12 protein-coding genes and 1 other RNA gene are annotated in these 15460 nt (G+C 68.8%); 8 read left to right on the top strand and 5 right to left on the bottom strand.

Annotated features, from left to right (window positions below; genetic code table 11):
• Window positions 1-10: 10 nt before the first annotated feature.
• Both epsC and cysK read right to left on the bottom strand, forming a co-directional pair.
• Complete coding sequence (gene epsC, locus A5648_RS18295) at window positions 11-595, bottom strand: serine O-acetyltransferase EpsC (protein WP_065025904.1); 585 nt, start codon at window positions 593-595, stop codon at window positions 11-13.
• 7 nt (window positions 596-602) lie between these two features.
• Entirely contained in the window at window positions 603-1538 is a 936-nt protein-coding gene (gene cysK / locus A5648_RS18290; RefSeq protein WP_065025903.1) for a cysteine synthase A, read from the bottom strand.
• 227 nt (window positions 1539-1765) lie between these two features.
• Between cysK and A5648_RS18285 the strand changes: the two genes are divergently transcribed.
• Window positions 1766-2710 carry an NAD(P)/FAD-dependent oxidoreductase gene (locus tag A5648_RS18285; protein ID WP_065025902.1) on the top strand — a complete coding sequence of 315 codons (945 nt, stop codon included), beginning with the start codon at window positions 1766-1768 and terminating at the stop codon, window positions 2708-2710.
• Window positions 2707-3354: a class I SAM-dependent methyltransferase gene (locus A5648_RS18280; protein ID WP_082966573.1), complete on the top strand. Its 648-nt coding sequence runs from the start codon at window positions 2707-2709 to the stop codon at window positions 3352-3354. The genes A5648_RS18285 and A5648_RS18280 overlap by 4 nt, the downstream gene beginning before the upstream one ends.
• On the opposite strand, the gene A5648_RS18275 is transcribed toward A5648_RS18280, so the two are convergent.
• Complete coding sequence (locus A5648_RS18275) at window positions 3339-4064, bottom strand: 2OG-Fe(II) oxygenase (RefSeq protein WP_065025929.1); 726 nt, start codon at window positions 4062-4064, stop codon at window positions 3339-3341. The genes A5648_RS18280 and A5648_RS18275 overlap by 16 nt on opposite strands.
• A gap of 58 nt (window positions 4065-4122) precedes the next feature.
• On the opposite strand from A5648_RS18275, the gene rnpB reads away from it, so the two are divergent.
• An RNA gene (gene rnpB, locus A5648_RS18270) (RNase P RNA component class A) lies at window positions 4123-4510 on the top strand.
• Between the two features lie 468 nt (window positions 4511-4978).
• A complete protein-coding gene (locus A5648_RS18265) occupies window positions 4979-5440 on the top strand; it encodes a hypothetical protein (RefSeq protein ID WP_082966572.1) in 462 nt (153 codons plus the stop codon).
• Between the two features lie 181 nt (window positions 5441-5621).
• Here the strand turns inward: A5648_RS18265 and A5648_RS18260 are convergent, their stop codons facing one another.
• Both A5648_RS18260 and panB read right to left on the bottom strand, forming a co-directional pair.
• Complete coding sequence (locus tag A5648_RS18260; protein ID WP_065025900.1) at window positions 5622-7040, bottom strand: CYTH and CHAD domain-containing protein; 1419 nt, start codon at window positions 7038-7040, stop codon at window positions 5622-5624.
• Window positions 7041-7096: 56 nt separating this feature from the next.
• Window positions 7097-7936, bottom strand: coding sequence for a 3-methyl-2-oxobutanoate hydroxymethyltransferase (gene panB / locus A5648_RS18255; protein ID WP_065025899.1), 840 nt, complete (start codon window positions 7934-7936; stop codon window positions 7097-7099).
• A 160-nt stretch (window positions 7937-8096) separates the two neighbouring features.
• Between panB and A5648_RS18250 the strand changes: the two genes are divergently transcribed.
• Genes A5648_RS18250 through A5648_RS18235 form a run of 4 tightly spaced genes read left to right on the top strand, consistent with a single transcriptional unit; the run spans window position 8097 to window position 15460 of the window.
• Window positions 8097-9488, top strand: a complete 1392-nt coding sequence (locus A5648_RS18250; protein ID WP_065025898.1) for a WS/DGAT/MGAT family O-acyltransferase — start codon at window positions 8097-8099, stop codon at window positions 9486-9488.
• 49 nt (window positions 9489-9537) lie between these two features.
• Window positions 9538-11079, top strand: a complete 1542-nt coding sequence (locus A5648_RS18245; RefSeq protein WP_065025897.1) for an alpha/beta hydrolase — start codon at window positions 9538-9540, stop codon at window positions 11077-11079.
• A gap of 20 nt (window positions 11080-11099) precedes the next feature.
• Complete coding sequence (gene glnA, locus A5648_RS18240; protein ID WP_065025896.1) at window positions 11100-12440, top strand: type I glutamate--ammonia ligase; 1341 nt, start codon at window positions 11100-11102, stop codon at window positions 12438-12440.
• A complete protein-coding gene (locus tag A5648_RS18235) occupies window positions 12437-15460 on the top strand; it encodes a bifunctional [glutamine synthetase] adenylyltransferase/[glutamine synthetase]-adenylyl-L-tyrosine phosphorylase (RefSeq protein ID WP_065025928.1) in 3024 nt (1007 codons plus the stop codon). Before glnA ends, A5648_RS18235 begins: the two co-directional genes overlap by 4 nt.

Here is a 15460-nt window from a genome sequence, read left to right as displayed (position 1 = left end):
CCGTGCAATGTCAGATGTACATCGCCGGGTCGATGTAGGACGTCGGGTCCACGCCGGGTTCGCGCTGGTTCTCGGTGCGGGCGCGCACCACCGCGGGAATTCCGGTGGCGATCGAATTCCCCGGCACGTCATGAGTGATGACCGCATTGGCGCCGATCGCGGAATCGTCGCCGATTCGTAACGGCCCCAGCACTTTTGCGCCGGCGCCGATGGTCACCCTGTCACCTACCGTAGGGTGCCGTTTGCCCCGCTTCAGCGAGCGGCCGCCGAGCGTCACCCCGTGGTAGAGCATCACGTCGTCGCCGATCTCGGTGGTCTCGCCGATCACGACGCCCATACCGTGGTCGATGAAGAACCGCCGGCCGATGGTTGCGCCTGGATGGATCTCGATCCCGGTGGCCAGACGGGTGGCCTGGGACAGCAGCCGGGCGACGCCGCGCAGTGCCGGCCGGGACCAAAGCCGGTGTGCCACACGGTGCGCCCAGATAGCATGCAGACCCGAATAGACCAGCGCATTCTCCACGTCCCCACGTGCCGCCGGGTCGTGCGCGCGCGCGTTGCGCAGGTCTTCGCGGATAGCCGATAGCAGGCTCATTGAGTGGTCATTCCCTGATGTGCTCGAACAGCGGTGTGGAGATGTATCGCTCGCCGAAGTCGGGGATGACCACGACGATGAGCTTGCCGGCATTCTCGGGGCGTTTGGCCAGTTCCAGAGCGGCCCAGACATTTGCACCCGCAGAGATTCCACCGAGGATGCCTTCGTCGGTGCCGAGCTCGCGGGCCACCCGAATGGCGTCCTCGAATCCGACATCGATGATCTCGTCGTAGACGTCCCGGTCCAGCACCTCGGGTACGAAATTCGGCCCGAGGCCCTGGAGCTTGTGCGGCCCGGGGTCGCCGCCGTTGAGAATCGCGGACTCCTTGGGCTCGACGCCGACGATCTTGACCTCGGGCTTGCGTTCTTTGAGGGCGTGGCCCACCCCGGTCAGCGTTCCGCCGGTGCCGATGCCGGCGACGAAGACGTCGACGGCGCCCGCGGTGTCCGTCCAGATCTCCTCAGCGGTCGTCGTCGCATGGATCTGCGGGTTGGCGGGGTTGGCGAACTGATCGGCGGCGACGGCGTTGTCGGTGTCGGCGATGATCTGCTTGGCCTTGGCCACCGCGCCGGACATGCCCTCGGCGCCGGGCGTCAAGACGATCTCGGCGCCGAAGGCGCGAAGCATCACCCGGCGTTCGGTGGACATCGTGTCCGGCATGGTGAGGATCACCTTGTACCCGCGTGCCGCACCGACCATCGCCAGCGCGATGCCGGTGTTGCCGCTGGTCGCTTCGACGATGGTGCCGCCGGGCCGCAGTTCACCGGATCGCTCGGCAGCATCGATGATCGCCACCCCGATGCGGTCTTTGACGCTGCTGGCCGGGTTGTAGAACTCCAGCTTGGCCACGACCTGGGCGCCGAGCCCGTCGGTCACCCGGTTGAGCCGCACAAGCGGGGTGTGCCCGACCAGTTCGGCGACGTTGTCGTAGATCCTGCCCATAAGAGACCTTATCTCTCGCTGCTCGTCCGGTACTTCGTGGCTACGCCCGAATAGACCCACTCAACGATGCTAGGAGTCGGGTTCGCTGTGGCGGCGGACGGGCCAGAAGAACGACTCGCCTCGCACCGGCGTGGGCGCTGTCACGCCGGTCGACCGGCACCCGGCGGACTTGCCCAGTTGGCAAATCGCCTTGCCAATTCTGCCGGCTGGCCTGCAGGCTCGGATGCATGAACGAAATCTGGGACTGCATCGTGGTGGGCGGCGGGGCGGCCGGGCTGAGCGCGGGCCTGGTGCTGGGCCGCGCCCGGCGCAAGACATTGGTGATCGACGCGGGGGAGCAGAGCAACCTGACCGCACCCGGCATCGGCGGTTTGTTGGGGCACGACGGCCGCCCACCCGCTGAGCTGTACGCGCTCGGCCGCCGCGAGCTCGCCTCCTACGGTGTACAAGTCCACGCCGCCGAGGTGGCCGACGTCGGCCGCGTCGACGGGGTTTTCGCCGTGCACCTGGCCGACGGGGCCAGCCAGCGGACCCGCCGGGTGCTGCTGGCCACCGGCATGGCCTACTTGCCGCCGGAGTTGCCCGGCTTGGACAGCCTATGGGGCCGTTCGGTTTTCCACTGCCCGTTCTGCCACGGCTGGGAGGTGGCCGACCAGCCGCTGGCGGTACTGGCTGGTGGCGACCGGGCGGTGCATCTGGCGCTGTTGTTGCGGTGCTGGAGCGACGACATCGTGGTGCTCTGCGACGGTTCCGCCGATCTCGACGACGCAGGCAGAACCCGACTGGCCGGTGCCGGCATCGAGGTCGACGAGCGGCCGGTAGCGGCGCTGGAGGCAGCTGATGGTGAATTGGCGGCGGTGGTGTTCGCCGACGGCAGCCGACTGCCGCGCCGCGGGCTACTGGTCGCGACGGGCCTGCGGCAGCGGGATCAGCTCGCCGAGCGGCTCGGCGTGGACATCACCGGACCCGGCCCCGCCGCCGAAGACCCGGTCAACGTGGATCCGCTGTGTCGCACCTCGGTTCCCGGGGTGTTCGCCGCCGGGGATCTGACCGGGGAGATGCCACAGGTCGCCGCAGCCGTCGCTGCAGGCTCTCGGGCCGCAGCGGCGGTGGTGCAGAGCCTGGCGGCCGAAGATTACGGCTTACCGCTGCCCGGGAGCGTCGAGCGATGACTGAGCCGGTGCAGGACGCCCGGGAGTTCTGGGAGCAGTTCTACGGCGGCGATGAGCGGATATGGAGCGGGCACGTCAACGCCCACCTCGCCGAGGTCACCGCTGATCTGGCGCCGGGCCGGGCGCTGGACCTGGGTTGCGGTGAGGGCGCGGATGCGGTCTGGCTGGCCGAGGACGGTTGGCAGGTGGTCGCCGTCGACGTCTCCGACAACGCGTTAAGGCGAGCGCGGACCGCGGCGGCACAACGAGATGTGTCCTCACGCATCCGCTTCGAGCGCCACGACCTGTCCACCAGCTTCCCCGCCGGCCGGTTCGACCTGGTCTCGGCGCAGTTCCTGCACTCCCCGGCGCGGCTGGACCGCGAGACGGTGCTGCGTCGCGCCGCCGATGCCGTGGCGGTGGGTGGGCGGCTGCTGATCGTCGATCACGGCGCCGCGCCGCCGTGGGCAGGTGAGCAGGCTCACGAGCATCACTTCGCCACGGTCGACGAGGTCCTGGCGGGGTTGGCGCTCGACGACAAGCAGTGGGAACGGCTGCGGGCGGAGACCGTCGAGCGCGACGCGGTCGGGCCCGACGGGCAGGCCGCCACCCTGATCGACAACGTGATCTTGCTGCGACGGCAGGTTGGTCACCCGGCGTCGTGAAAGATCAGACCCAGTGCATAACGCTCGCCGGAGCGGATGGCCGAGACGCCATGGCGCACCGGCGCCGTCGACCAGCCGCGGGTGGAGCGCACCGGCCGGTCGCGGGTGGTGAACACATAGCCGTGCCCTTGCGGCAATTGCGTTGCAGTGCCCCGGGATTGGGCTCGCGGACGCTGTTCGACCAGCAGGAATTCGCCGCCGGTGTAGTCGGTGGCCGGGTCGCTGAGGTTGATCACCACCTGCAGTGGAAATACCAGCTCGCCATAAAGGTCCCGGTGCAGTGCATTCCAATCACCTTGACCGTAACGCAGCATCAGTGCGGTGGGTTTGGTCTGCCCGGCCCGGTGGCAGCGATCCAGCCATTCGTCGAAGTCGTCCGGCCAGGGTGCCTCTCGCCGCAGTCGGGCCGCCCAGTCCCGGGCGATCGGCAGCAGGTGCGGATACAGCGCCCGCTTGAGGTGATCGACGGGTTCGGGCATCGGTGCCGCGAAGTAGCGGTACTGGCCGGACCCGTACCGATGGCGCTGCATGTCGACGGTGGCGCGGAAGCGCTCATGGTCGGAGTAGACACCGCGTAGCCGCGCGGCCTCTGACACCGTCAGCAGCCGGGGTAACAGCGCGCCGCCGCAGTCGTCGAGCTCGGCGGCGATGGCGTCCCAGTCGCCGGCGTCCACCCGCCGCCGCCACGGTGTTGTCGCGTGTGCTCCCACAGCGTCATCATGCCGGTTGGCCTGCACCGACGCTTGCCGGTACGGTGATCAGCGCGGACGAGTTGGCCGGGCGGCCGCGGCTCGCCACAAGCGGGTCGAGGAAAGTCCGGACTTCACAGAGCAGGGTGATTGCTAACAGCAATCCGAGGTGACTCGCGGGATAGTGCCACAGAAAACAGACCGCCACCGTGAGGTGGTAAGGGTGAAACGGTGCGGTAAGAGCGCACCAGCGTCCCGGGTGACCGGGGCGGCTCGGTAAACCCCACCCGAAGCAAGGCCAAGAAGACCGCACTACGGTGCGGTCGCGCAGGTGTTCGAGGGCTGCTCGCCCGAATCTGCGGGTAGGCCGCTTGAGGTACCCGGCGACGGTGTGCCCAGATGGATGGTCGCCGCCGCACCGCGTAAGCGGTGCGGAACAGAATCCGGCTTACAGGCCAACTCGTCCGCCCTGCAACGTTGACCGGCGGGTTTAGCCCTTTTGTTGATTGCGGCGTTGCGCTGGAGTGGTGGCGGTCGGCGGAGCCTGTCCGACCCGGTGCGCACCGGCTCGGGCGTGGAGAACGCCTCAGGGATGTCCAACGGCGGGTTGGCCGGGGGGCGTTGGCTAACCCGCTTGGTGCGAATCTGCTCTGCCATGGCGTGCCCTTCCTCCGCGGAGAGGCGCCGGACAGCCCGCCCAGGGTTCTGCGCGGCGGTCGGTTCGGGTTCGGGCGGGGGCGTCATGCGGAGCAGACTAGCTATGAAATCCCTTGCGGGGGAGTTGCTTTGCCCCCCGGGGCAAGCGAAATTCCGCCAAGTGCAGCACCGAGGGTGCGCGCCACGGTGTGCGGACGGTTCGGAACGGCCACTGCTGCATATTCCAGGGGCTGCGTGGTGGACTGCGGGAGAGAGCATTGCGGGTTAACTTGTCGTCCATGACGAACGAAGAACAACTCCGGCGGATAGCCCGGGACGTATTTCCGGACTGGTCGCGGCCGCCCAGGATCGTGGTTGAGCAGATCGGCGAGCTGGTTAGGCGATGGCCGGTTGAAGGCTTCGCCCGCGAGACGTTGCCAGATCAGCAGCGCCGTCTTGTGTGGATCGACAGGCACGCGATCGGACAGCTGGACTACATCGCGGACGCTGCGGAGGAGCAGGATCTGGTTGCGCTGATCCGCCCGCTGAGCCAGATCACTGGGGTCGACGTCAACGCCTATGGTTCGGCGGACGCTTTCGGGCAGCGAACGTATCGGCGCGCCATGGTGGTGCGCTTTGCATCCGGGAATCCGATTGAGGTCGACACGACCCAACACGCGAACGACAGCCATCGTGGTAACGCCGACCGGTTCATCGATCGGGTACTGGACGCACTGGCGGGCATATCCGCCGGGGAATAGCCCGATTCAAATGCTTTTTGACACAGCGTATTTCGTTGGTTGATCTGTGCCGCTGGGCCGGGTGGCGGCGCTGCCGTGCGGCATTCACTCCGGGAACACAATCCGGTTTACCGGCCGGCTCGTCCGCCTAGATCGCCCGGTTCATGGGGCGGTCCCAGTTTCGCCTCTCCTCCGTCGAGTCTCACTGAACCGCTCGGTCGAGCTTGCGTAGCGCGGGCCGCAACTTCGCCCGGCTCTGCGCGGCGAGGTCGGCCTCGCGGGCATACAGCAGCCCGTAGGTGAAGGTGTCCTGGCCGGCGGCCGCCGCGGCGTCGGCCTGTTGAAGCAGATGCGCCCGGCTGACCACGCTGTCCTGGTGGTCGCCGAGCAGGCTCTGAATCGTCTTCGCCCGTTTGGCGATCTTCTTCTTATCCGCGGCTGCGGCGGCGTAGCGCAGCCGCTTGGCGGCCTTGCGGATCCGGTGCAGCGCCGCGTCGCGGTCGGCGGCCGTCTTGGCGGCCTTGGCCGCCTTGCGCAGCCGCCGGTAGGCGATGTCGACGGTGGCGTACTGCTCGGCGGCAGGTGCGCTGATCAGATCGTCGAGGTCGTCGAGCAGCCGGAAGTAGCGCGGGGAGCGCATCGCGGCCAGGCTGCGCCGTCGTCCCGCCTGATAGCGGCGCAGCGAACCGCCGACCAGCCGTTCGCCGACCGGCCCACGGAGCAGCTCAGGCCTCAGCTCGTCGAGCGCCTGCTGATAGCGCTGGGCCAGGACCTCGGCGTCGCGGGCGACACCGAGCACCGCACCCAATTCCTGCAGTTCGCCGAGCAGCCGGGCGTGGGCCGACTCCTCGCCGTGCAACAGGCTGCGGATCCGTCGGATCGTCACCCGCATCTGATGAACCGCATCATCGGCGTCGGCACGCATTGCGCGATCCCAGACCAGCAGTTGCTCGATCTGCTCGGCCAGCGCCCGATGCAGGCGGTCGGTCGGGTGCGCGGGCACCGCCGGCGCTCCGAGCACCCGGGCCAGTTTGGAGCCGTAGCCGGCCGGCTCGGCGCCGGTGTCGAGCAGCCGGTGGCTCAGCCAGTCCAGCAACTCGAGGTCCCCGCAGCCCAGTTCCAGTTCCCATTCCCGCCAGTGCTGTTCGGCTTGCTCGTGCTCGGAGCCTTCGGCCGACGCGGTGACCTGGTCGTCGCAGAACTCAGCCAGCACTTCACCCCGATCGTCGCGCAGCACCACCACACTGCGGGCGGTACAGATTCGTGCCACGGGTGCCAGCGGCCGATCCCTGACGATCGCCGTCACCACGTCGAGCAGTTCGTCCGGAATCTTCGGGCCCAGGGGTGCGCGCACCTCGGTGCGGGTGTCCGGCCCGGCCGGAAGTTTCAGGTGCCAGCCGGCGTCGGAACCGCCGGTGCGCCGGCGCAATGTGACTCGTCGGGCCGCCAGGTCGTGGCCGGGTGTATCGAAGTACACCGCCGCCAGGGCCTGTTCCGGCAACTGCTCAACTCGGGCGACCCCGGCGATGCCGTCGAAGGACGGCGAGATGGCCGACGCGTCAACGTCGAATTTGCGTTCCACCTCGCGATATTGAGCGGGGTTCGGGTCGGTTGCCGACACGCCTCCAGCCTGTCACATCCCGACCGCCCGGACACCGCGTTCTCAAAGCAGTCGGCCTAGAAGCAGTGCTCCTCGGCGGGAAACGTCCCGGCAGCCACCTCGTCGGCGTATTGCGTTGCCGCGCGACGTAATTCAGCTCCCACATCGCCGAAGCGCTTGACGAATCGGGCGGTTTTGCCGGTGGTCATACCGGCCATGTCCTGCCACACCAGAACCTGGGCGTCGCAGTTGGGGCCGGCGCCGATCCCGACAGTGGGAATGGTCAGCTTGCCGGTGATCTGGGTGGCCAGCTCGGCCGGCACCATCTCCATTACCACCGCGAACGCGCCCGCTTCGGCCACGGCGATCGCGTCGGCGATGGTCTGCTCGGCGGCATCACCGCGACCCTGCACCCGGAAGCCACCGAGGGTGTTGACGCTTTGCGGGGTGAATCCGATGTGGGCCATCACCGGGATGCCGGCGGCGGTCAGCGTCGCGATCTGGTCGGCCACCCGCTCCCCGCCTTCGAGCTTGACCGCGTGCGCGCCGCCCTCCTTCATGAAGCGGGTGGCGGTGGCCAGCGCCATGGCCGGGCCGCCCTCATAAGAGCCGAACGGCAGGTCGGCGACCACCAGCGCGTGCGGGGCGCCGCGGACCACCGCGCGGACCAGCGGGATCAGTTCGTCGATGGAGATCGGCACGGTGCTGTCGTAGCCGTAGACCACGTTGGCGGCCGAGTCACCGACCAAGAGCACCGGAATGCCGGCGTCGTCGAAGATTCGGGCGGTGGAGTAGTCGTAGGCCGTGAGCATGCCCCACTTGCGGCCCTCGGCCTTCATCTGTTGCAGATGGTGAACGCGGGTCTGCGGAGCAATACGGACAGGCTCGGGCGAAGCGCCATAGACGTGCTCAGACATCGTTGTCCCTCGAAGTGGTCGGGTCGATCCTCGAAGCCCATGCCGGGTCCCCGGGTCGTCTGACATCAGCCAGTGTGCCACCTGCGGCGGTGCAGCTGAACCGACAGGTGGAGTGCATTTCCTCACACCCGATCCGTCACACCGGCCTACGATCGGCGACATGCAGTGGCTCAGCGGACTCGACGCCAGCTTCCTCTACCTGGAGACGCCGCAACAGCCCCTGCATGTCTGCTCGATCCTGGAGCTGGACGCCGCCACCATGCCGGGCGGCTACAGCTTCGACCGGCTCCGCGACGAACTCGCGCAGCGCATCACCGCGATGCCGCAGTTCCGGGAAAAGCTCGCCGACAACCCGCTCAACCTCGACCACCCGGTCTGGGTGGAGGACCGCGACTTCAACATCAACCACCACGTGCACCGCATCGGGCTGCCGCCGCCGGGCGGGCGGGTGGAGTTGTCCGAGATCGCCGGACACATCGTCTCGCTGCCGCTGGACCGCACCCGGCCGCTGTGGGAGTCGTGGGTGATCGAGGGGCTCGACGGGACCGACGCGGCCAAGGGCGGCCGCATCGCGGTGCTGACGAAGATGCACCACGCCGGCGTCGACGGGGTCACCGGTGCCAACATGCTGTCCCAGATGTGCAGCACCGAGGTCGACGCGCCGCGCCCGGAGCCGGTCGAGGGCGCCGGCGACGCCAGCGGGCTGGCGATCGTGGCAGGCGGGCTGGCCCGGTTTGTGAGCCGGCCCCTGAACCTGGTCAACGTGCTGCCGCGCACCGTGTCGTCGGTGGCCAAGACGGTGCAGCGGGTGCGTACCGGCGAGACGATGGCCGCGCCGTTCGCCGCGCCCCAGACCGCGTTCAACGCCAATGTGAGCGGCCACCGCAACGTCGCCTACACCCAGCTCGATCTGGAGGACGTCAAGAAGGTCAAGGACCATTTCTGCGTCAAGGTCAACGACGTGGTGATGGCCCTGGTGTCGGGGGCGTTACGGCAGTTTCTGAGCGCCCGTGGCGAGCTGCCGGAGTCGTCGCTGGTGGCCATGGTGCCGGTATCGGTGCACGGCAAGTCCGACCGTCCGGGCCGCAACCAGGTGTCTGGGATGTTCTCCCGGCTGGAAACGCAGATCGCCGACCCGGTCGAGCGGCTCAAGGCCATTTCCGAGGCCAACGCGGTGGCCAAGCAGCACAGTTCGGCCATCGGTGCGACCCTGTTGCAGGACTGGTCGCAGTTCGCCGCGCCGGCGGTGTTCGGTGTCGCGATGCGGGTCTATGCCAAAAGCCGGCTCACCTCCGCCCGCCCGGTGCACAACGTGGTGGTCTCCAACGTCCCGGGCCCGCAGATGCCGTTGTACTACCTGGGCTGCGAGATCGCCGCGATGTACCCGTTGGGACCGATCTTCCACGGCTCGGGGCTGAACGTGACCGTGATGTCGTTGAACGGGCACCTCAACGTCGGGGTGATCAGCTGTCCCGAGCTCCTGCCGGACCTGTGGGAACTCGCCGATGACTTCGACCTGGGCATGAGGGAACTGGTCGACGCCACGCGCTGAGCGCCCGGTGTCCGGCTGCGCCCAGCTGTGCATGGCAGCATGTGGTGTCATGACCCCGCCGACCCGCCGCGACAGGATCGCGCGTACCACCCTGACCTGCCTCGCGATCGCGGTGGTGGTCCTGACGGTCGGCAGTTGCACCCGGATGACGCAGGGCCACGCGGTGCTGGCCGCGCCGCGGGTCGGCCAGCCGGTCCAGTGGGACAAGTGCCGGTTCACCGCCGACACCAACATCAAGGTGCCCGACGACGCCCAGTGCGGATTCATCGCGGTGCCCGTCGACTACGCCAAACCGCAGGGCGACGTCGCGCGGCTTGCCATGATCCGATTCCCGGCGACCAGGGACAAGATCGGCTCACTGGTGATCAACCCGGGCGGCCCGGGCGAATCGGGGATCGAAACCGCCGTCAGCCTGGTCTCGACGCTGCCGCGCAAAGTCCGCGAGCGCTTCGATCTCGTCGGGTTCGACCCGCGCGGGGTGGCGTCGTCGCGACCGGCGGTCTGGTGCAACTCCGATAAGGAGAACGACCGGCTGCGAGCCCTCAACCAGGTTGACTACAGCCCGGCGGGCGTGGAGCGCATCGAGAACGAGACCAAGGACTACGTCGCACGCTGCCTGGAGAAGACCGGCAAGGAGTTCTTGGCCAATGTCGGCACCGTCAACGTCGCCCGCGACCTCGACGCGATCCGGGCCGGCCTGGGCGACGACAAGCTGACCTACCTGGGCTACTCCTACGGCACCCGGATCGGCTCGGCCTACGCCGAGGCCTATCCGCAGAACGTCCGGGCGATGATCCTCGACGGCGCCGTTGACCCGAACGCCGACCCGATCGAGGAGGACCTGCGCCAGGCGCAGGCCTTCCAGGGGGCGTTCGACGACTTCGCGGCGGACTGCGCCAAGGAACCGGAGTGTCCGCTGGGAACCGAGCCGGACAAGGCCGTCGACGTCTATCACAGCCTGGTCGACCCGCTGGTGGACAAGCGCGCCAAGACCAAGGATTCGCGTGGGCTCAGCTACAGCGACGCCATCGTCGGCACCATCATGGCGCTGTACTCGCCGACGTTCTGGACGCACCTCAACGACGGCCTGTCGGATCTGGCCGACGGGCGCGGCGACATCATGCTCGGACTGGCCGACCTGTATATGCGCCGTGACGCCAACGGCCACTACACCAACGCCACCGACGCCCGGGTGGCGGTCAACTGCGTCGACCAGCCGCCGGTCAGCGACCGCGCCAAGGTGATCGACGAAGACCGGCGCTCGCGTGAGATGGCGCCGTTCATGAGCTATGGGAAGTTCACCGGCGACGCGCCGCTGAGCACCTGCGCGTTCTGGCCGGTACCGCCGACCACCGAGCCGCACACCATCTCGGTACCCGACCTGGCCCCGACGATGGTGGTGTCCACCACCCGCGACCCGGCCACCCCCTATCAGGCCGGTGTGGATCTGGCCAAGCAGCTGCGCGGAGGTCTGCTGACGTTCAACGGAACCCAGCACACGGTGGTGTTCCAGGGCAACGAATGCGTCGACGGCTACGCCACGCGTTACCTGGTCGACGGCACATTGCCGCCAACCGATGCGAAGTGCTGACCGCTGATACGCTTCGCGGTATGGACCGTCAGAAGGAGTTTGTGCTCCGCACGCTGGAGGAACGCGACATCCGCTTCGTCCGGCTCTGGTTCACCGACGTCCTCGGATACCTGAAGTCGGTCGCGATCGCGCCGGCCGAGCTCGAGGGCGCGTTCGAAGAGGGCGTGGGCTTCGACGGTTCGGCGATCGAGGGCTTCGCCCGGGTCTTCGAATCGGACATGGTCGCCCACCCCGACCCGTCCACGTTCCAGTTGCTGCCATGGACCTCGGACAACGGCCGGCAGTACTCGGCCCGGATGTTCTGCGACATCACCATGCCCGACGGCTCCCCGGCCTGGGCGTCGTCCCGGCATGTGCTGCGCCGGCAACTGGCCAAGGCCGGTGAGCTGGGCTTCGCCTGCTACGTGCATCCCGAGATCGAGTTCTTCCTGCTCGAGCCCGGCCCCTACGACGGGACGACACCGGTTCCGGCCGACGACGCCGGCTATTTCGACCAGGCGATCCACGGCTCGGCCGCCAACTTCCGCCGGCATGCGATCGAGGCGCTGGAAACCATGGGCATCTCGGTGGAGTACAGCCACCACGAGAACGCGCCGGGCCAGCAGGAGATCGACCTGCGCTACGCCGACGCGCTGTCGATGGCCGACAACGTGATGACCTTCCGCTACCTGATCAAGGAGATTGCGCTCAAGGAAGGGGTGCGGGCGTCGTTCATGCCCAAGCCGTTCCGGGAGCACGCCGGTTCGGCCATGCACACCCACATGAGCCTGTTCGAGGGGGAGGTCAACGCCTTCCACAGTCCCGACGACCCCTTGCAGCTGTCGGCCACCGCCAAGTCGTTCATCGCCGGAATTCTCGAGCACGCCAATGAGATCAGTGCCGTCACCAACCAGTGGGTCAACTCCTACAAGCGGTTGATCCACGGCGGGGAAGCGCCCACCGCGGCGTCCTGGGGTGCCTCCAACCGCTCAGCGCTGGTGCGGGTACCGATGTACAGCCCGCACAAGACGTCGTCACGGCGCGTCGAGGTGCGCAGCCCGGACTCGGCGTGCAACCCCTACCTGACGTTCGCGGTGCTGCTGGCCGCCGGCCTGCGCGGGGTCGAGAAGGGCTACGAACTGGGCCCGGAGGCCGAGGACAACGTGTGGGCGCTGACGCCCGAAGAGCGCCGCGCGATGGGCTACCGCGAATTGCCCGGCACCTTGGAGCGCGCCCTGGGCGAGATGGAGAACTCCGAGCTGGTCGCGGAAGCGTTGGGGGAGCAGGTTTTCGACTTCTTCTTGCGTAACAAGCGCCAGGAGTGGGCGAACTACCGCAGCCACGTGACCCCCTACGAGCTGCAGAACTACCTGGCCCTCTGACCCGGACGGTCGTGACCTACCCCGGAGCGCAGCGCCGCAAGCTGCCCAGCGTCGGGAGGCTCGGTTTGGTCGACCGCTACGCCGCGGCGGACCTGACCCACCTGGGTTGGTACAGCTCCTACAACCAACCGACCGTCGACGTGCTCTGGGCACTGTCGCGGGCCCCCGACGCCGACGTCGCGCTGCGCACGCTGGTCCGGTTGTCGGAGGCGCCGGGAATCGACTGGGACGAGCTGAGCGCGGCGCTGCTGGCGGATCGCGGTCTGCGCGGGCGGCTATTCGGGATACTGGGATCCTCCTTGGCGCTGGGGGATCACCTGATCGCCCACCCGCAGTCCTGGAAGCTGCTGGCGAGCCCGGAGGGCACCGACGACTACACGCTGACCCTGCCGTCGGCGGGTGCGCTGCGTGCCATGTTCGCCGAGCGCGTCGCCGAGATCACCGACGGCGCCTACGTCGAGGGGCTGCGGGCGCTGTATCGCGACCGGTTGCTGGTGTTGGCGGCGCTGGATCTGGCGCCGGCCATCGAGAGCCTGCCAGAACTGCCGTTCGTGACCGTCGGTGCGCACCTGTCCGATCTGGCCGACGCCGCGCTGGGGGCTGCGCTGCAAGTGGCCGAGAGGACGGTGTGCGGCACCCACGACGCCGCCGCCGTGCCGAGGCTGGCCGTGATCGCGATGGGCAAATGCGGTGCGCGGGAACTGAATTACGTCAGTGATGTCGACGTCATCTTCGTCGCCGAGGAGGCCGACGCGGTGAGCAGCCGGGTCGCCGGCGAACTGATGCACGTGGCCGGCGAGGCGTTCTTCGAAGTAGATGCCGGGCTGCGGCCGGAGGGCCGGCACGGTGCGCTGGTACGGACCTTGGAGTCCCACATCGCCTACTACCAGCGCTGGGCCAAGACTTGGGAGTTTCAGGCGCTGCTCAAGGCGCGCCCCGCCGCCGGTGACGCCGAACTGGGCCGAGCCTACGTCGACGCGCTGCTGCCGATGGTCTGGACCGCCTGCGAGCGTGAGGATTTCGTCGCCGACGTCCAGGCGATGCGCCGCCGGGTGGCGCAGCTGGTTCCCGCCGAGATCCGGGATCGCGAGATCAAGCTCGGCCCCGGGGGGCTGCGCGACGTGGAGTTCGCGGTGCAACTGCTCCAGCTGGTGCACGGCCGCAGCGACGAGTCGTTACACGTGGCGTCCACCGTCGACGCGCTGGCCGCATTGGGCGCCGGCGGCTACATCGGCCGGGAGGACTCGGCGACCCTGACCGCGTCGTATGAGTTCCTCCGGCTGCTCGAACACCGGCTGCAGCTGCAGCGGCTCAAGCGCACCCACATGCTGCCGCCGCCCGACGACGACGAGGCGTTGCGCTGGCTGGCCCGCGCCGCCCACGTCCGGCCGGACGGTCGTCACGACGCGCTGGGGGTGCTGCGCGAGGAGCTCAAAGCCCAGAACATGCGGGTATCGCGGCTGCACGCCAAGCTGTTCTATCAACCGCTGCTGGAAGCGGTCGGCCCCGCGGGCCTCGAGCTGGCCGGCGGCCTGACCCCCGGCGCCGCCGAACGACAGCTGGCTGCACTGGGCTACGAAGCGCCGCAGAACGCCCTGACGCATCTGGCGGCGCTGACCAATCAGAGCGGCCGCCGCGGCCGGGTGCAGACGGTGCTGCTGCCCAAGCTGCTGTACTGGCTGTCGGACACGCCCAATCCCGACGCCGGGCTGCTGGCCTACCGCCGGCTCAGCGAGGCGATGGCCACCCACCGCTGGTATTTGAGCACGTTGCGTGACAGCAGCGCCGTCGCCAAGCGGTTGATGCGAGTGCTGGGCACCTCGGCGTACATCCCGGAACTGTTGATGCGCGCACCCGACGTCATCCAGGCCTACGGCGACGGCCCGGCCGGACCGAAGCTGCTCGACTCCGAGCCGGACGCGGTGGCGCGGGCACTGATCGCCTCGGCGGCCCGCTACGCCGACCCGGTCCGCGCGATCGCCGCCGCGCGCAGCCTGCGCCGCCACGAATTGGCCCGCATCGCCTCGGCGGACCTGCTCGGCATGCTCGAGGTTCGCGACGTCTGCAAGGCGCTGACCGCGGTGTGGGTGGCGGTGCTGCAGGCCAGCCTGGACGCGATCATCCGGGTCAACCTGCCCGGCGACGAGGGCGAGTCGGCGCCGGCGCGCATCGCCGTCATCGGCATGGGCCGGCTCGGTGGTCGCGAACTGGGTTACGGCTCGGACGCCGACGTGATGTTCGTCTGCGAGGCCAATGAGGGGGTCACCGACACCGACGCCGTGCGCTGGGCGACCTCGATCGCCGAACAGGTCCGGGCGCTGCTGGGCACCGCCAGTGTCGACCCTCCGCTGCAGGTCGACATCAACCTGCGGCCGGAGGGCCGCAACGGCCCGCCGGTGCGCACCCTGGCCTCCTATACCGCCTACTACGACCAGTGGGCGCAGCCGTGGGAGATCCAGGCGCTGCTGCGGGCGCACTGGGTCGCCGGTGATGCGGACCTGGGCCGGCGGTTTCTGCTGATCGTCGATGAGACCCGGTATCCGGCCGGCGGGGTGTCCGGCGATGCGGTGCGCGAGATCCGCCGGGTCAAGGCGCGCGTCGACGCCGAACGGCTGCCGCGGGGCGCGGACCCCAACACGCACACCAAGCTGGGCCGGGGCGGGCTGGCCGACGTCGAGTGGACCGTGCAACTGCTTCAGCTGCGCCACGCCCACCGGGTCCCGGCGCTGCACAACACGTCGACGCTGGAGACCCTGGACGCCATCGCCGCGGCCGGGCTGCTCGAGGAAGACGACGTGGACCGGCTCCGGCAGGCCTGGCTGACCGCGACCCGGGCCCGCAACGCGCTGGTGCTGGTTCGCGGCAAACCCACCGACCAGCTGCCGGGGGCAGGGCGCGCGCTCAACGCGGTAGCGGTGGCCGCCGGCTGGCCCGACGGTGACGGCGGTGAGTTCCTGGATAACTACCTGCGGGTGACGCGCCGGGCGAAGGCCGTGACGCGCAAGGTATTCGGAGATTAG

Source organism: Mycolicibacter sinensis (genome assembly GCF_001673565.1).
GTDB classification, from domain to species: domain Bacteria; phylum Actinomycetota; class Actinomycetes; order Mycobacteriales; family Mycobacteriaceae; genus Mycobacterium; species Mycobacterium sinense_C.
Note: the sequence above shows the minus strand (reverse complement) of the source record. Positions and strands in the feature narration are given on the sequence as shown.